The 17,989-nt window shown below is 37.6% G+C and carries 13 protein-coding genes; all 13 read right to left on the minus strand.

The window, feature by feature from the left end; genetic code table 11:
* Positions 1-29 precede the first annotated feature (29 nt).
* Positions 30-1,373, minus strand: coding sequence for an adenylosuccinate lyase (gene purB, locus M2470_RS16885; protein ID WP_280746183.1), 1,344 nt, complete (start codon positions 1,371-1,373; stop codon positions 30-32).
* Positions 1,374-1,484: 111 nt separating this feature from the next.
* On the minus strand, positions 1,485-2,333 hold the full coding sequence (locus M2470_RS16890) for a FimB/Mfa2 family fimbrial subunit (RefSeq protein ID WP_280746184.1): 849 nt from the start codon (positions 2,331-2,333) through the stop codon (positions 1,485-1,487).
* A gap of 464 nt (positions 2,334-2,797) precedes the next feature.
* Positions 2,798-3,646 (minus strand): AraC family transcriptional regulator, encoded by an 849-nt coding sequence (locus M2470_RS16895; protein ID WP_280746185.1) that lies wholly within the window; start codon positions 3,644-3,646, stop codon positions 2,798-2,800.
* A 14-nt stretch (positions 3,647-3,660) separates the two neighbouring features.
* Positions 3,661-5,340 (minus strand): PKD domain-containing protein, encoded by a 1,680-nt coding sequence (locus M2470_RS16900; RefSeq protein ID WP_280746186.1) that lies wholly within the window; start codon positions 5,338-5,340, stop codon positions 3,661-3,663.
* 4 nt (positions 5,341-5,344) lie between these two features.
* The gene (locus tag M2470_RS16905) at positions 5,345-6,037 is read right to left on the minus strand and encodes a hypothetical protein (protein WP_280746187.1); all 693 of its coding nucleotides are present in this window, start codon (positions 6,035-6,037) and stop codon (positions 5,345-5,347) included.
* A gap of 34 nt (positions 6,038-6,071) precedes the next feature.
* Complete coding sequence (locus M2470_RS16910) at positions 6,072-8,069, minus strand: T9SS type A sorting domain-containing protein (RefSeq protein WP_280746188.1); 1,998 nt, start codon at positions 8,067-8,069, stop codon at positions 6,072-6,074.
* A gap of 19 nt (positions 8,070-8,088) precedes the next feature.
* Positions 8,089-10,440 (minus strand): hypothetical protein, encoded by a 2,352-nt coding sequence (locus M2470_RS16915; RefSeq protein ID WP_280746189.1) that lies wholly within the window; start codon positions 10,438-10,440, stop codon positions 8,089-8,091.
* A gap of 46 nt (positions 10,441-10,486) precedes the next feature.
* Complete coding sequence (locus M2470_RS16920) at positions 10,487-11,854, minus strand: hypothetical protein (protein ID WP_280746190.1); 1,368 nt, start codon at positions 11,852-11,854, stop codon at positions 10,487-10,489.
* A gap of 43 nt (positions 11,855-11,897) precedes the next feature.
* Complete coding sequence (locus tag M2470_RS16925) at positions 11,898-12,866, minus strand: FimB/Mfa2 family fimbrial subunit (protein WP_280746191.1); 969 nt, start codon at positions 12,864-12,866, stop codon at positions 11,898-11,900.
* Positions 12,867-12,975: 109 nt separating this feature from the next.
* Positions 12,976-14,379, minus strand: a complete 1,404-nt coding sequence (locus M2470_RS16930; RefSeq protein ID WP_280746192.1) for an Mfa1 family fimbria major subunit — start codon at positions 14,377-14,379, stop codon at positions 12,976-12,978.
* 71 nt (positions 14,380-14,450) lie between these two features.
* On the minus strand, positions 14,451-15,947 hold the full coding sequence (locus tag M2470_RS16935; protein ID WP_280746193.1) for a DUF3868 domain-containing protein: 1,497 nt from the start codon (positions 15,945-15,947) through the stop codon (positions 14,451-14,453).
* A 12-nt stretch (positions 15,948-15,959) separates the two neighbouring features.
* Entirely contained in the window at positions 15,960-16,547 is a 588-nt protein-coding gene (locus tag M2470_RS16940) for a DUF3575 domain-containing protein (protein WP_280746194.1), read from the minus strand.
* Positions 16,548-16,704: 157 nt separating this feature from the next.
* A complete protein-coding gene (locus M2470_RS16945; protein WP_280746195.1) occupies positions 16,705-17,565 on the minus strand; it encodes an AraC family transcriptional regulator in 861 nt (286 codons plus the stop codon).
* Between the last annotated feature and the right edge of the window lie 424 nt (positions 17,566-17,989).

Genomic DNA, 17,989 nt, shown 5'->3' on the forward strand with positions numbered 1-17,989 from the left:
AAGCCTCACGGCTTCCTCTTTATTTAACACTATATACCTGTATAAGTATGTGGCGATATCGCCTTTAATTCTACCTTTACTCTATCATTTACGTTTAAATTATCAATAAAGTTATTAATCGATTTTTCCGTTATCTCTTCGTTTGTCCTGGTCAAAGCTTTCAGGGCTTCATAAGGCTTCGGATATCCTTCACGTCTTAAAATGGTTTGTATCCCTTCGGCCACTACGGCCCAACATTGATCCAAGTCTTTATATAATGCTTCTTTATTTAATAACAATTTCCCCAGGCCTTTTGTTAAACTCTTGAACGATATTTCAATATGAGCCATAGGAACTCCTATATTTCTTAACACTGTAGAATCTGTCAAATCTCTTTGCAAACGAGAAACCGGCAACTTGACTGCCAGGTGTTCTAATATTGCATTAGCTATTCCCAAATTACCTTCCGCATTCTCGAAATCTATCGGATTTACTTTGTGCGGCATTGCAGATGAACCTACTTCTCCTTCTTTAATCTTCTGTTTGAAGTATTCCATAGAGATATACTGCCAGAAATCACGACTCAGATCTATCAGAATCGTATTAATACGTTTCAAAGCATCAAAAATAGCTGCCAAGTTGTCGTAATTTGATATTTGAGTAGTATATTCTTCGCGAGATAAACCTAATATGTTATTAACAAAATTATTCCCAAAAGCTTTCCAGTCATAGGCGGAATAAGCTACGTTGTGTGCATTGAAATTACCCGTTGCTCCACCAAATTTGGCTGATACGGGTATGGTTTTCAATAAACTCAACTGTTGCTCTAAGCGATAGACAAACACTTTAATTTCTTTTCCCAAACGAGTAGGAGAAGCCGGTTGTCCATGCGTACGCGCCAGCATGGGTATATCTTTCCAATCTTCGGCATATTTATCCAACAGGCTTATCAATTTCTCTATGCCCGGATAATAGACCTCATGCAGAGCGTCTTTTAAAGACAAAGGTATAGAGGTATTATTTATATCCTGCGAAGTAAGTCCGAAGTGAATGAATTCCTTGTACTCTTGTAAAGACAGTTGGTCAAATTTTTCTTTTAAAAAATACTCAACAGCTTTCACATCATGATTAGTTACCTCCTCGATTTCTTTTATTTGCAAAGCATCGGCCGGAGTAAAATCACGATACACAGACTGGAGCGCCTCTTTATTCTCTTTCGTTAACAGGGGTTTCAGCTGTGGCAGGAAATCTGCAAGAGCAATAAAGTACTCGATTTCAACCTGCACCCTGTATTTTATCAGAGCATATTCCGAAAAGTAAGACGCCAGTTCCTCTGTTTTATTCCTATATCTACCATCTACAGGCGAAAGGGCTGTTAGTGTCGACAACATCATATTATTTTCCTAATAGGAGTGCAAAGTTAATGTTTTTATCTGAATTAAAAGCAATCACTTCGTATTTAATCAATTAAAAAACAATAAATATAAAAAGAGAGGCACTATTCATTAATTATTCAAGTGTATATCTACGCTAAAAGAATCCGCAAGTTCAAAATTACCCGGTAGGGAGGCCGGCAATAAAAGTTCGAGAACAGGGATATTTACTAGCTCCCGAACTTTCCCGTCTTCCTGTTCGTTTTCGGTAATAATCAAACGAGAATTTGAATTATCATTGGAGAGCAAAAGAACAAAATTCACCATATATTCACCCTCATCACTAATCCCTGTACGGGGATGGTATACCAATTCTTCCGAACGTAAAATGGTATTATTAAACGTATATCCTCTGTCGAAAGAGGTAATCTTACATCCATACGGCATTTTATCCGGGCTTTCAACTGTTGAATTAACAGCTGTTATATGAATTGATTTCGTTTTCTTAACCATATCAATAGAAAATTCATTTGAGCTTGCCGGCAAAACTTCAACATTAAACGACGAACCATAAAACAAATGAGGCAGACAATCGGATACTACATTTCCCTGACACTTTATCGAAAGATGGCAATCTTCTATATTCGTTACACCTTTTTCTAAAGCACAAAGGGAATAAGAATCTGTTAGATTACCCCAGACTACAAAACTATACACACCCGGCTCAAGATCCAGGTCTATTACATTTTTATTCCGAAGCTCGCTTACATTTAAATAATACTCATCCTCCAGTCGACCGGCCGAGTTAAATATATACAGATTCACTTTATCAACTTCTGAAGCGAAGTTATCAGAACCATCTATGCTTTTGGAATATTGAAAACTGAGGCTTACGGTATTCTCTGTTTCATCTTGCGTATTACATGAAAAACACATAAAAACGAATAATAACACGACTAAACGATAAATAAATAATTTCATTGTTATTCAGGATAATTAGTTAAACAAACACTTAGCTTTATGTCTTTTGTAAAAAACATCTGCAATAATAGTAAATATTACCGACCAAAAAAAATATTTAGACTTAAATAACAGTAGTACGGTATTTTTCAGCATGTTAAAAAAGGACCTTATTGTATTTTTCTCATCCATATACCTTCTTTACAAAGAAGATTATACTTTATTATCTATCAGATAATTACAGAGGAGTAAAAAACGCACGTATGCATTCTTCCAATCGCATGCATGCGTTTTCCGGATTGCACCCATGCGTTTTGTAAAATGTACGCATGCGTTTTAAAACACTCAATAGTTATTGTTTTGTGTAGCTAAATTGGGTAATAACGAAAAAGGGATACCTTCACAGGCCTCCCTTCTCATAGACTAACCTTAAGTTAACTTGGTGCTAACTTAAGAAAGATAAGATATTTTCAGTTTCTTTATTTTTATTGGTTTAGTTTTCTACGTAAATGACGTGGCGAATCTTTAAAGTATTCCTTACAAAAACGGATGAAATGCGCCTGGTACTTAAATCCCATCTTTTGGTAGATGCATTCCATTGATTTTGACGTATCACGTAAACTAAAAAGAATATGCTTTGCTTTTTGATCAAGTAGCCATTGATAAGGAGGAATCCCAAACTCTTCTTTGAATTTACGGGAGAAGATTCTTTTCTCCATATCAGATGTATGGGCCAATTCTTCCACGTTGTTTGCTTTCCTGTAATTCTTCAAAATATGTAATCTGAAGTGAGGAGACTTTCCTATCAGCGGGTGAAAAAAAGAAGCTACTTCCTTATCTGTGTAAAAATATTTCAGGATAAGGAACAATTCCTTTTGTTTCAATTCCAGTAAAAGTTTTTCATTTATTTCAAAATCATGATCGTACGTTTGTAATAGACGAAAGAAATGAGCAAAAGGACTCTTAATAGTAAGCGGGGCAAAACTGTACGGGATAGAAGAACTAATACGCAACAATTTATTCAAATAAGTATAATCAGAACTATACGGTACATTTTCGAATGTAACAAACATGACACGTACATCTGATAATGATTTACATATTACATCTGCAGCTATGGGAATAAAAACGAATTCGTCTTTTTTTAGTGATACGATTGATTCGTTACAATTCACTGTCATAGAGCCTTCAAGTAAGAAAATAATATGGTTATAATCTCCGCTCCCGGCTGTAAAAGTCAGCCCTTCTCCTACTTCCCTATACTTGAATCCTGTTTGAGAAGGATGTGTTCCTAGCAGAGGCGATTCTGCAATATATGATTGAAAACTACTCATATTTAACTATTTACTTATTTACCAACTATTCCTCTTATATGTGGATTAACCGGAATACTACAATCACTTACATTGACTGTAAGCGTTTGTCGCAGATCAGTTATTTCACTAGCTCCATTATAAAACTTAACAGTTATCGTATAGCTTCCTGGTGTTGAATATTTTATATTAGAATACTCTTGTATAGCACCCTGGCTAACATTCGTATTCGGAGATTCATTGGCTCTTCCGTCACCAAAATTCCAAACAGTATGTGTTATATTAGTAGCTGCTCCCCCTCTTGAAACTGTTAATCTATAACTTCTCGGAACATCGGCACAAATATCTGTTTCTCCTGTTATATCTGCCGAAAACCAGGATGGAGAAAAAGAAGGCAAGCCCACATGTCCACCTGTTCCAGTGAGAAGAAAACTGTAAAGTTTATAAATTTTTAATGTTTTATTTGCACTCGTTCCAGGCGATTCGGGGTTGGTTATCAACAATATGTGCCTCGTTATCGCACCTGCCAACCTAGTAACTTCCACACTTGATCCCGCCGTAGCAGGTGTTTCAATATAATAATAAGTCAGATAAAGATATCCATCCGGTCCCATTTGAACACCACCCACTCCTATATAGCTTCCACTATTACCTTCTCTTATTCGCTGACCATAAAGAGGTCCTGTGCCAGGATTAATTTTGAGTGCTTCGAAATCAAACACATATAGACTTGGGGGAGCTGTCATATATAAATACTTACCCGACTGAGAAAATTCAGCCCTACTAGGACTACCTTGACCGCCAGGAAGAGACCACAAGTTTATATTAGAAAATAGTCCCGTCGCACTATCAAAATCTCCAAAAATAAGGCTCGTGCCTGCAGCTCCTGCTCCAGCACCACACCAAACAAAAGAATCCCCCTTAGGAGAAAATTTAAATGCTCCTCCAACCGTAGGGTCAACACCAATGCCCCAACCTGTATCTATATTCACAAACGTTTTTACCGGAGTAGATGTATGAATACCATCTTTCGTAACCAGCCAGGCATTAAAACAGGTTGCCCCGCTAACCCCATGTCCTGGAGCTACAATCCAGAAATCCCGTTTGTTTTTATGAGCAATTACATTTAGACTCTCACCTAAGATTCCACTATGCCCTGTTAATGGTATGTTTTTTATTGGCTGATTATTACTATCTGTAACAACACGTCCTCCATTTTGCATATCTATAACAGTATATCTTACAGATGTAGTAGTTGACAGCAAGGGTATAGATAAGGCAATAAATTTACCAGCATTAGCTGATCCCGGAAAAGGCAATACCACACCAGACTGATTGGAAGAATGATGACCTGAAAGCTCTGTAACCGTAGACAGGTTTTGAGGGAAATGTATCTTCATCCCATCCGAATAAACCATAAACTGTCCGGTTTGAGGATCTGATAAAGCAAAACAGCCTTCGTATGTAGTAATATCTGTCTTTATTGGCTTAGGTATAGATAATGAATTTATTTCATTAGTAGGAGTACTGGCAAAAGCCTCAGTAATAAAATTAAATTTATATACCGCCATCCCGGTCATTGATGCTGGTGTAGTAGGCGTGTTCCAACTCAACCCTGCATTGTACCCAAACGCCCAGTTATAAGCCTCTTTTTGTGCCTGAATGCCTACACATAGAAAGACAAACAGAGCTATTAATACAATTCTTTTTATCATAGTCTTATGGTTTTACTACGACAATTACATTGATATATGATGAAGTAGTTGAAGGATCATCACTATACGTGCTATAAGTTAATTTACCAGCATTCGCGCCGGTAAGCATAGTGAATGAGCTAAATAATGCAGGATCATAATAAGTTACAATAAACTCAAGTTTAGCGCGATCATATAAGGTACCTCCTATAGGATTTGTACTACCTGTACCACCATCACTACTTATCCAACTTGTTTGTCTGCTAAAGTTTTTCACATATACATCGTTATACATATCAATTGTTTTCTGTGCTATTGAAGGTTGAATATTAAAAGAAGGTAAATAAAAATAAGAGGGTGCCGAAGTACCGCTACTGCCACTATCTTCACCTACTTTTATCCATTTTGCTCCATTCCAAACATAAATACCATCTGATAAAGGAGATGTAGCATTTACATTATAAACAGTTGCCCCTCTGTAGTAAGTTGCAGCTACACCTGTCGAAGTACTCAACGGCTCAAGACTATTCACATTCTGTAACGATACACGTGGTAACACAATTCCTTTTGTAGAAGTATCTGCATTATGACTTTCTCTCTCTTTCAAATCTAAAATAGCACCTGATAAAGGCTCAAGTCCAGACCCTATTGTTACCTGTGCTGATACTCTTAACACCAAAAGAGTAAAAAATGCTATTAATAATACTTTCTTTTTCATATTTATTATTTTTATTTTATTTCCTATTTTTTACTTATTTATAAACCGAAAACTTAATCGCTTCATTTCTACCATTTACTTTAATCAAATAAACACCTGTTTCCAAACGTTTATTCATCTGGCAAGGAGCTATTTCCGTTATACGTGTTTGATAAAGTTGTTGCCCTTTCATATCATATACCGTAACAGTATTCCCTAAGTCTTTCTCATTCAATCCATATAAAGAAATAAAACCGGTATGATAAGAGGCATACATATGGTTACTCTTTATCTCCTCTATACTTGTAGGAATTGAACGGAAATGAAGAACAAACCGGTCCGCTCTGTCTGATGGATGAGAAGCAAATGTATAAGATGCTGTTTGGGTTAAATCTGTTTTTTTTCCTGTTTTAATATCTTCCAAAACAACCTGGCCTACAGAATATAATGTGTTCAGACGATGTGCATTCAACTCTATTTCCTGAGATTGCGATGGAGGATCAAGATACATGATGATATCCTTCTCTTCGGGTGAAATCACACTTGTAGTTAGCAGTTTGCTATCAGCAGAGCGAGTATATATCTGATTGACTCCTCCGGTTCTGTTGAATATTTTCTCGGCATCATATTGATCTGTAGCAGCCAAACTTGCATTACTTCTGAAGACAATACAGATACGATCGTAACCTCCTGTTTGTAAATCTTTTGTTTCGATCAACAATTCGTCAACCGGCTCATTTTCCATACTACGAAGGAATTGAGTCACACCATGTGTTCGTTTCCCTCTAGGAATAATCATATTGGTAGCCACGCCATCGTTCTTTAATACGAACATCTGCATTGGAGCAATCAGGTTTCCTCTTCCATATAAAGTTGTTGTACTTCCTTCAGCTTGTCCCACCAAATAGCTTGTGGTAAAAGTAAAAGTGCTACCATTATCTGTACTGCTCCCTTTGCTTCCAGAAGACAGAACATAATAATTCTTTCTGATGTTAGTAGATGTAATTCCCCAATCAGAGCGATTATCTGTTAGTAAATCAGACAAATCTAAAGGAACCAGGAATGGGTTTCCCAAATAGTTATATCCATTACTTAAAGAGACAGGAACACTTGCATTTATCAATTCTTCGCCGGAAAAGCCATCAATAGCTTTACTAGCCAGTATGGCAGCAAAAGAAGAAGGCGCTGCGTGGCGACCAAATTTGAATTTATCCTTTATAACCTGATTAAAATCCGCCTCCGGATTAGGCGATTTCCAATCAGCATGCAATGTATTTGCATAATAACTGCTTGAATAAGGAACCAAGCCTTGTCCTAATATATAACCGGTACCCGCTTTCAGTTCTCTTAGTGGATTTGTGATCCATAAGTCTGCATTATACCCATTAAACAAATCTACTTCAGAAGGAACTGAGAGAAAATTGAAAAAGAAATAATCAGCATGAAGCGTTTTGAAAGGAGGGGTAAATCCTGCTAAACGCCCTTGAGACGTTACATTTCCTAAATCCAAATTCACCTGTATATTCGCCTGAGACGAACTATTTTTAATCGTTGTCGCTCCATCTTCCAGCCATAAGTGGGCTATTTTAGTTTCATTATTCGCAGCCGTTTTTGAGTCAACAACAATAGTTCCGTTATAATAAACGACATTTTTTATATTCGCCCCCATATCAGCATCTATAGTTACGGCTTTATCTGTTATCGCTCTATTATCTATTTCTATATTTTCAGGAAACTTGATATAATTGACAGCTTTGTTTGCCGAGCCGCGAATCGTCTGTTTTTGTGCTCCTTGGAATCTAAAAGCGCCGTTGCGTGTCTGAAAAACATTCCCACTGGTTACATTATTAATAAAATCACCAGTTAATATAGTCTTACCTACATGGTCTATTTTTGAATCGCCTCCTACCTGAAGTGCGCCACTTATATATAAACTTGCATTAGTGCTACTGCCACCTACATATACATGACCCATATTGTATAATACCTGAGCATGCAGGAATGAAACCGACAGCAAGCACAGACCAAGTAATATTACTCTATATTTATTCATACTATGCTATTATGTATAATTATAAACCTTTTACTAATTCTATATCTTTAATGCAGCGAACAGAATTACCCATAGTAGAACTGGCCGATCCTGCAGCTCTACCGATAGAGCCATCACTTTCCACAAGCCATACAGGATAATTACTTCCACTTTCCGGTGATGTTACATACCACAAAAATCCTTTATAACCTGGTCCACTTTGTTCCCAGTTGCCGTTTAAATGGCTTAAGCGTCCATTTTCCAGTTCTGACACCGTAGGAGGATTAAGCGTCCATTCATCTTGATCACTCCTTATAGGTACACGCCATCCTGTGGGGCATGGATCATAGTGAGTTTTGATATCGGTTTTCCAATAGTCTCTTTCCGGCGCATTAGGAGTAGCCAGCCAACTACTGTTGTATCTATTTTCTGTTGTATTATGAAAGAAGGTAGTAGGACGCTGAATTACATAATCTATAGTATTTAAATCCGATACTTCCGTAATCTTGATTACATGTGGCGAAACATTTGTATAGGATCGAGGGAAGGGATCTTTCCGTCCCCATTGATAGAACAACCCATTGTTATTGCTATGTTTACCCAGCACTGTATACATAAACTTATTCGTATTCGGATCATGGAATCTTATATCTGTATCTACACTTTCAGGCATACTCCATATATGCCAACTCCATAAAATTGTTTCAGAAGAACTTCCTCCAACCATACCGATACCATTGCCAACAAAGAGGGCAACAACTGCATTACCATAATATGAACCATTTGAAGTTGCTGTTACTTCTATATAGCGATTGGATGCATTTCCGGTTCCCTTGATCTCAGCCTTAAAATCAACCGGAGTTCCAACTGTCACTTCCTTCCATAAGATTTTTGTACGTAAAGAATTTGGATCTATCCCATCCAAATCAGAACCACTTGCTACTTTAGCAAAAGACAATGGTATTTTTGTTGTTGCTGTATTATTCTTAAACCGCACCATGTAACTATTAGCTCCTCCACTCTGACGAACGTTTACCGTCATAGTCAAATCACCTGCTTTAATCGTAACGAGACCCGAACGCTCACTCCCTGTTAAGTTGTTACCTACCATACTAATACGAAGTGTGTTTTTATCTACTTTTTGAATATTAAACCAGCTGGATGCTTTAGCTGCTATCCAATCGTTTCCATTTCCATAAGTAGTTAACACCCGGATATCGTAATAGTTATTAGCATCTGTAGACGTTTTTCCTATCCAAGGCATATTCCAGTCAAAAAGAACTTCAGCAATGCTTACTCCTAACATGTGTTGATTATTATACACAATGTTATGGATGGGTGCATTATTTTCACTATCAATTGTCAATTCGGATACGATACCGGAAGATGGCGCATCAGCGTCTTCAGCTTCTTGTATTGTTGTAAAGCCGTCACCTTGCACAGAAAGGATATTAAAAACATACTTGTAATTTCTTAAAACGGATATATAATTTCCATCCTTCACAAAATCCAAACGGTAGTACGTATAAGCCCCTTTATTATATTTTGCTTCTAATACTATATATGTTGGTGTTGTATTAGAAGCTGATTTTGCACTATTTTCTCCTATATACATCTCTCGTATTATACCTCCGCTTACGTAGGGCAAATTAAAATTAAAGTTGCCTTGTCCTGTAGTCGGAATATTCGGACTTGTTACTTTTGTATTATCATCGATTGTCAGGCTGCCTGACGGAGCTATAAAGCCTTTTTGTTTTGCGTTGTAGACATATACCTTATTAATCTCAAACTTATCATTGGACAAACTTGCGCTTTTTATTACATCAACCCCTGCCGTTGCACGTAGTAAATAAATATCCGGCACCTGAGTTGTTGAAGAGGAACTCAAATCTACCAATGTAGCAGATTGCCCCCACATAGGAAAACCGGTAACTGGCGTAGTTGGCTTAAAGCTTTCCGCATTAAAAATTAAGTTATCTATCAGATATTGCTTGGAGGTTGTGCCCTCTGTAAGGGTTAACCCGTTTATTAACGTTGTAGCATTAGCCAGAATAACTAAACGGACTGTTTCACTTTGCTTTGCAAGTGTGATCGTAAATGTTTTCTCCCGTCCGGTTCCATTAATAGTTGTTGCCGTTGCTCTTTGCAGAAATATTTCATTGCCTTGCGTATCTGGCACTCCTTTCTTAAATACCAGAACATCTATCGTTGAAATAGCATTTTCTTGTGACTCGGTCAATGCGTAAGACTCTGGAGTCTCTGTCCCCGGTATCAACACTTTCAACGTTAAATTTTTGTCACCACCTTCTTCTGGTCCGGGAGGATCAATATTGGTTTCCGAGGTACAGGAAATCAGCAACAACAATGATATGAGTATAGTCCATGTCTTCATTATACCTGTCTTTTTATTTTCAAATCAATTTTATCGTAACTTAAAATTATGGATTAATCATTATCTCCTTAGTCAGATTTCCGGCTGTAATCTCTATCAACCTACGATTAATATTCCCGGGATTAAGCGGAGTTAGTGTCAATGTATTCCCACTCCTGCTTATAGTCAGATCAGTAGCCGGAATAGTAGTTGAATAGTTCCATCCATCATAATAATCCGTATTGATATTAATCTTTCCTATATTCGCTGTAGAAGCTAATGTTATAATACTCTTATCTATATTTAAATAATAGTCTCCCATTTGAACCGGAGGCATTTCGCTGTCTGACCATGAAACGATAATAACCTTCATGTTCTGATCTTTATTATTTTGCTCAAATGCCTCATCAGGAGTGGAGTATCCTTCCCCCAGTACGTCGCTGATTATAATTGCATACTTATGGTTGCGTAATATCGGTTCATAAGCGCCATTATCCAAGAAGTCTACACGATAATAGGTTGTCGTCTGAGAGCCATTAAACTTTCCTCCGATCACCAGACATGTAGCCTCCAAGTGGTTATCAGTTGCTGGGGCAGCAGCTTCGTGCAAATAGATCTGATAAACCAATTCTTGCAGGTAAGCAGTTGGTTTATATAATCCAGTAGTGAGTTCTTTGTACTTACAGGCATCATTATAAGGAGCCCTGTCTGTTGGAAGCGCCCCCGGATAAGTAATTATATTAGGTATGGCAGGAAGAGACGGAGCAGTTGCAATCAAATTTGTTATATTTGCAGATATGGGAGCAATACGTCCGTTTGTATATCGGTTATAAACATACGCCTCCTTTAATTTAAATTTTGTTATTGAAAGATTAGATACAATATCAACACTTGCTACTGCCCTAAGCATGCTTACAGAAATAGACAAGCTCTTTTCTATCGGATGTGTTGTTGAAGATTCGCCCCACATGGGTAATGGTTTAAAATTGATACCTGTATCCCACTTTCCGGTATTCTCAGCAATAAGTTTTGGCAACAATACATCTTTTTCAACCCCCAAAGTATTAATATGTTGAGCAATTGAAGAATTAGCATTTGCAATTAATACAAAACGATGACTATCCGTTGTTTTTTTTAACTTCACTGTAAATTGTTTATCCTCCCCAACCATAATAAACTCATTGGTTGATGCAGCTTGAGCAAATGTCTCGGAACCACCACTGACTTTAAAAGCCAAAACTGTAACCTCTTTTAATTCGCCTTCCTTGGTATTATTTAAAGCATATGTAGACGGCTCTTTAGAGAAACTGATTACAAAATCGGCTTCCACATCTCCTTTTTTCAACTCTCCCCCACCAGTGGGTATCTCTGACTGTACACAGGATCCTAATATCAGCAGTGATAAAAGAATATAATATGCAAGGCCTACTTTCATATAATTATTTATTAAATGAACCATTTCTCTATAGTTTTAATAGTTAATACAAGACGATACCGTCCTGCTTCACAATCCGCCAACCATTAACATAAATAATAATTGTACCCGGAACTTCTGGATTCAGTTCATAGCGAATATCGAATGTGAAATGTTTTTCAAAATCTATATTTGCTCCAGCGGAACTTGCTGCCAAAATAAGTTCCACCAGGTTATCTTCAACAAGAGGGAAATCGGCATCACTTCTGCTCACATTTAACATTGGGCTGCGATTACCGGCTATGCGCATGACTGTCAAGCCTGAGAATAATTCATCATTATTCATATTTCTTGAACAGTTGGCTGTATATTTAAACTTCTCACAAGAAGCAAAAGAATTATCAAAATTATATCTTCCGTTATCATCGGAAATGTTAAACTGGTATGAGTTTAGTAAAGATACTTCATCCAAACCAGCTACTTCTACATTGATCCTGTATGTATTCTGCACCATATCCAGATCAATTGTTTGTGATTTCATTGCTGAAATCGGATAGGTATTATTGTTATTATAAGTCGCAAAAAACAATGGAGTAATCGAATCAGTCACCAGACCATTCTTTATTGTATTCAAATAAACCTCCACCTCATTAAAAGACGTTTCACCAGGAATAAATTTTTCAGACGAAATAGAATAAATATCTTTCAAACTTCCCCAGGCAATGAATCGATAATCACCTGTCGACAAACCCGATACGGTCATATAATAGTCGAAACTCATCTGAGGGTACTCATCAATAATTTCTGTAACATACTTTCCGTCCTCATCGAAGATGAATAAATTCATACGTGTTACCTCATCCGGATTTATCCCTTCTTTATATTCAATACCGTATGTAGCAGGCGTATATTTAAAATATACACGTTTCTCTGTAAAGCAATCTGACAAATCATCGTTAACACAGGATTGCAGAAGAAAGAAGAATACCAATGCTAGCGGGAATAAATATATTATTTTATATAATCGTCTCATTTTCTTTCTGTTGTTTGTTTTCTGTAGTCAGAAAGGTATTTAGTCAAAACAATAGAGTAAAAGACAAAGGCAAGGCAATCTTGCCTTTGTCTCTATATCTGGTTAATAATTATTTTTGCAGAGTGACATCTTTAGTAACACCATTCCACTCAACAATATTAACAGTAACTGTTAATTTACCATCGCCATCAACATCATCCTTCTTATCATCTAGAATTTCACCCTGAGGATATCCTAATGAGTTAATTTTAGTAACATTTAGCTGGTAATAATCATTACGGATTGTTTGCTTAGTATCAGCCGCACCAGTAAATACCCAATAGAAGCAAGTCTGATCTTTAAACAACTCAACCTCAACATTATGAGGAGTGCCTAGAGGTACAACATCAAATACTTCGTTTCTAAAGGCAATAGCTTCTGACTCATTCTTAAAGAAATAAACCTCAGACGCATTACGTACAACATATAAGTTGTTAGGGCTAGGAACCGACCAAGCTACCTGTGTTGGCGCTACAAGAGAACCTGCTGTATAAGTAACAGTGAAAGGAGGTTCAAATTGAACTTTTATACAAGCGTAAGTAGATGCACCATACGCTGCCACATCAGAAGTATTTTCAAGAACATATTTTGAATTCGTTTCTGTAAAATTAGTAGTTACCGGTTTAAATTGAGATATTTCCCAAGTAGCACCTCTTCTTGTTACAAATTCATTTGCAAAATTCTTTCTGAAAGCTGCATCTAGATTTGGTTTTGAACCACTCATTGGGGTAGTATAATTCGGGTCATGATTACCTGGGTTAGGCAAATAATAAGTAGACATATTAGCTTGTCCCATAGCAAATGCCATTGTAGAGATATTATACTTAATATCTTTTTCTGTAACAGTACCACTTAAAGTCGTTTTTACATTAACCTTGGCAACCAAACGCTTAACATCTACAGTAATGCTTGTTTCTGTATCTGCTATAATCTGAGCCTGAACCCCTGAAGTAGCTGAAGAAAACATATGAAATCCTTCATTCGTTGGAGTAGCATTTATACCGGCAAACATAGGATATGTCAGCTTAAATGTATCTAGAGCATTTGACAAAGAAGAAGTAGGACGCAAATCCAACATCTTTCTTGATGCTGCAGGAAGAGCTGCTGTATAGTAATTTGAACTAGCTGGAGCACCAAAAACTCCATTTCCTAAGTTAACTCCTACATAAACAGTTACTGCTCCTGAGGGTAATGGAATTTTTTCAACAGTTAGCTGAGATGCGTTTACTACAGTATCCTTTATTGTTCCATTCTGGTGTACAATCGAAACTAACACATTCTTTACTTCTTTTTCTGAAGCAATAGCTGGAACATCAGCGTAGGTCTCTGCTCCATTGACGAATTTTAATTCCAAAACACCCATTTTGTCAGCTTTCTGAATCTCAGTCGGCCCATTCGTTTCTTCACTGGAGCAACCAGTAAAACCTGCTGCTACAATAGCAGCCATCATAAAAAACTTAAACGTCTTTTTCATTTTCACTTGAATTTTTAATTAATAAAAAAAGTCTATTTAATTGTGAATTGTTAATTGTCAGCTGTTTATAATTAATTGCGAAGCAATTTCTCCGCTTCTTCTTTCCTTCTTAGCTCTTCCAGGTTCTTCAAGGCTGTATCCAGATTGCCTTCCGATGCTCTCTGGAACAAACTCTTCGCCCTGGCGGTGTTACCTCTCATCATTTCCAACAAGCCCAGGTTGTTGTAATATTCGGCAGTGTTACGCTCTGCACGTTGAAGGTAACGTTCAGCTCTTGTCAGGTCTTTCGTCAACAAGGCTAAAGCTGCTGCATTCAGGTTTGCCACAGGATCATCCGGAAAGACCTTTACTGCCGTATCAAATACTTCCATGAACTCTTTGCTACCCTCCGGATAAGTGTTCGCCACCATAAACATTTCGTTCAAGCTCAATTGCTTCGGATGAGTCTTGATTACCTGCTTGGCTTCCTCTACATTGAAGTTCCTAGCATTGTAATCGATCCGGGATACTACACGTCTTAACTGAGGATACAGCGTGTGTAACAACTGCTGGTAAGTTCTGCCGCCATTCAAGGCTTTCAAACGGTTCTTGCGTTCATTGCCACCGTAATAGTTGATGATCGACAGGATAGTCCCCTTCGGCTCAATATAAGACTGTTGTACCAATCTGGGCAAACCTTCCCAATCTTCACCGCCATAACCTACCTGGTAGAGGTGTGAAGGTACACCGGCTCTCATTGACAAATAGTTTCTGAGGGCTTCGGCTCTGCCTCTTGACAACTGGTTGTTGAAATTCACATCACCTTCCGGCGAAGCGTAACCGGTGATTAACACTCCTGTTACGGTCAGGTTCTTATCCGTACGGATTTCGTTGATGATCTGTTCTATCTTCGCCAACTCCCTGGGGTTGTTACCAAAGCTGGGGTTGATCTCTGTTCTGGCTACAGGGAAATCAAGGAAGATATCGCTCGACTCGTTTCTGGCCTTCACTTGTTCTACCTCCGGGCGGATATAAGCTACATTAGGAAGCGTACGGTACTCTTTTGCTCCTTCCAGGATGATACGGTTTGCCACCTTGTCTGAGCCTAATACTTCAGCATAGCCGGCACAGCCGCATAAGTCCGTTTCAACTTCCATACGCGCATCACGCATCCAGGGTTCAAACGCTAGAGACTGACGGTAGCGGTAGACCTTACGGTTTTCCGGTGTTAGTGGGATTACGGCATAATGCTTGTTCTTTATCTGGCGTTCCCAGCCATTCAGGGCTACTTCCCGTTCGAAGGCCTTCTGCCGCTGGCGGCCATTGATAAGCAGGTTCTTCATCTTTACTTCACGCCCCTGCGAACTGATCAGTTTAGGAGTCAGCACCAGATAACGCTGGGTGTTCAACTCCAAGTCTGTCAGGTCAAGGTCCATTACCAGTTGAACGGAATCTTCCACCTGACGCAAGCGCTGGATCTTTACCGGTAACTGACCATCAAAGATCACTGATTCGGTTTGAGCTTCTGAGGGAGTTATTAATACAAAGGACAGAACCCCTACACATATACTATATATTAGCTTCTTCATTTTCGGTACGGTTTATTTGATGATATAAATAATACTGATTCCTGCTTTGGTAGGGCCAAAGTAGTTCTTCGTATAATCGTCTATCTTCTCGGCACATTTCTCACAAGGGTACTTGGCGTGATCCAGGTAAGCATAACCCACACCAACCGTAGCCTCAATGCTCCAACGTTTACTGAGTATCCACTGGTAACCGTAAGAAATACCGCCGCCGTACAGGTTACCCTCATAGCGGTGATCGTTCAGACCAAAAATCTTCAGACCTCCGACATTATAGCCGGCTACATGTGCATGCAAACCAAAGAAGTGGCCGTTGAACTTTTCGCATAACCAATAACGGACTTCAGGCTGTCCACCCCAATGCTTCAACTTACGATCCTTCGGGAAATCCCATGGGTTATAGTTGACAGGCAATTCTAGCGTCCACTGAGGAGCCAAGCCGATCTCAAGACCCAGGTTGATCGTACTGGTTGCATCGTACAGTAAGTTCGTCTTTAGGGCTATGCCCTGAGATTTTATAAAAGGGGAAAAAAACATTAGCAATAGCACAGCTATGGCTGTTCTTTTTATCCACTTAACGGTTATCCAATTCCTAGTTTTCATCAGTTAGTCATAAAAATTACACGATTCATCTTAGATATTCTTTATCCTGTCTCTTACTAAGTGACAGACTCAATAGTGAAATCCAATAAATTTTTACAAATGTCCATCATTTTTAGATATGTATAATTCTTAATTTCCGTAAAAAAATTCACAATTATCAATAGTTTCCATTTTTGAGAAAATAACTCCTCAGTTTTCCGGGAGGCATACCAAATTCCTTTTTGCAGAAATCATTCATTTGAGAAGAAGAAGTAAAACCACATTCTTCACTAATTTCTTTCATGGATTTAGAGGATTGCCTGATTTCTCTAACTAAGTGATCCGTTCGCTTTTCCTTCATCCATTTATAAGGAGATGAATTAAAGGCTTTTCTGAACTCTTTTTCAAAGCCAGAGAGGCTTAAATTAGCCTTTTGAGCAAATTCTTTTACTGTCTTTATCCTAGAGTAATTTTTGAGTATAAAATAGGTGAAACTAGTATTAGAACTCAATATAGGTGCAAACAATGCAGTTAACTCCTGCTTGAAGTAGCATAACTTCATCAATAAAAGTAACTCCTTTATTTTCAACTCAAAAACCTTTGGGCAATTTATTTTCGAATCAAGATATGTTAGCAGGCAGCGAATATAATCTTGCATAGGCTCCTTTATTCTTAAAGGTGTAGAATATGGTGTATCAAGTATTTCTTCGTTGCTGTTTACCACGTTATATAAAAGAGATTTGTCTCTAAGTATTTGTTCTCCAATAGAGAAACTTAACAAGTTAGTATCTTTATCGAATTCTACTTTATAAATATTGCCGGGAGAAAGAAATATAATATCTCCTTCTTTAAGATATATAGGAGGAGCGGCTCCTATGAATAACCTGGCTTCTCCTGAAAGTAAAATTAAAATTTCCCCTTCATTTAATAGCTTCTCAACGGACTCTCTTTTAACATAATTTAGAGATTTTACGGTATGACTGCCCACCTTATCTTTACAGTGGCAGTCTTGCTCTTGTTGTTTACAAAATAGCCTCATAAAATATTGTTAGTCAATGTGTTTATAAAAAGTTTTCCATTTCTCTTTTTCTTTTTGTTTCTTTTCTATTCTACAAAAGTCTTTGAAACCAGCGCCTCTGCGTGATTTCTTTCATATTCCAGTTAATTTTTTGTTTTCTTTTTTGTTTTCTCTTCTTGGAAAAGTAAGAATTAGTAATAATTTAATCACAACACATATAGAGTGTTACACTCATGAAATCTAAAAATACCGTCACTTAGTAAGTGACAGTCACGTTCACCAACAGCTAAATCTTCACAAATATACCAAAAATAATTCATCATCTTGCTATTTTTATATTAAACTTGGTTTTGCTTAAATTTTGTTGGCCAAAATTCAAGTAATAAACCTCTATATTTTATTAAATTTTCCTTTATTTGCATAGCAATACATATAAGAAAAGCGT

Source organism: Parabacteroides sp. PH5-46 (genome assembly GCF_029892785.1).
Classification (GTDB): domain Bacteria; phylum Bacteroidota; class Bacteroidia; order Bacteroidales; family Tannerellaceae; genus DFXE01.

Excerpts from the sequence above, each read along its gene's own strand:
- M2470_RS16940 (WP_280746194.1), bottom strand. The coding sequence starts at position 16,547 with ATGAAAACTAGGAATTGGATAACCGTTAAGTGGATAAAAAGAACAGCC.
- M2470_RS16930 (WP_280746192.1), bottom strand. The coding sequence starts at position 14,379 with ATGAAAAAGACGTTTAAGTTTTTTATGATGGCTGCTATTGTAGCAGCA.
- M2470_RS16900 (WP_280746186.1), bottom strand. The coding sequence starts at position 5,340 with ATGATAAAAAGAATTGTATTAATAGCTCTGTTTGTCTTTCTATGTGTA.
- M2470_RS16890 (WP_280746184.1), bottom strand. The coding sequence starts at position 2,333 with ATGAAATTATTTATTTATCGTTTAGTCGTGTTATTATTCGTTTTTATG.
- M2470_RS16910 (WP_280746188.1), bottom strand. The coding sequence starts at position 8,069 with ATGAATAAATATAGAGTAATATTACTTGGTCTGTGCTTGCTGTCGGTT.
- M2470_RS16905 (WP_280746187.1), bottom strand. The coding sequence starts at position 6,037 with ATGAAAAAGAAAGTATTATTAATAGCATTTTTTACTCTTTTGGTGTTA.
- M2470_RS16895 (WP_280746185.1), bottom strand. The coding sequence starts at position 3,646 with ATGAGTAGTTTTCAATCATATATTGCAGAATCGCCTCTGCTAGGAACA.
- M2470_RS16935 (WP_280746193.1), bottom strand. The coding sequence starts at position 15,947 with ATGAAGAAGCTAATATATAGTATATGTGTAGGGGTTCTGTCCTTTGTA.
- M2470_RS16945 (WP_280746195.1), bottom strand. The coding sequence starts at position 17,565 with ATGAGGCTATTTTGTAAACAACAAGAGCAAGACTGCCACTGTAAAGAT.
- M2470_RS16920 (WP_280746190.1), bottom strand. The coding sequence starts at position 11,854 with ATGAAAGTAGGCCTTGCATATTATATTCTTTTATCACTGCTGATATTA.
- purB (WP_280746183.1), bottom strand. The coding sequence starts at position 1,373 with ATGATGTTGTCGACACTAACAGCCCTTTCGCCTGTAGATGGTAGATAT.
- M2470_RS16925 (WP_280746191.1), bottom strand. The coding sequence starts at position 12,866 with ATGAGACGATTATATAAAATAATATATTTATTCCCGCTAGCATTGGTA.
- M2470_RS16915 (WP_280746189.1), bottom strand. The coding sequence starts at position 10,440 with ATGAAGACATGGACTATACTCATATCATTGTTGTTGCTGATTTCCTGT.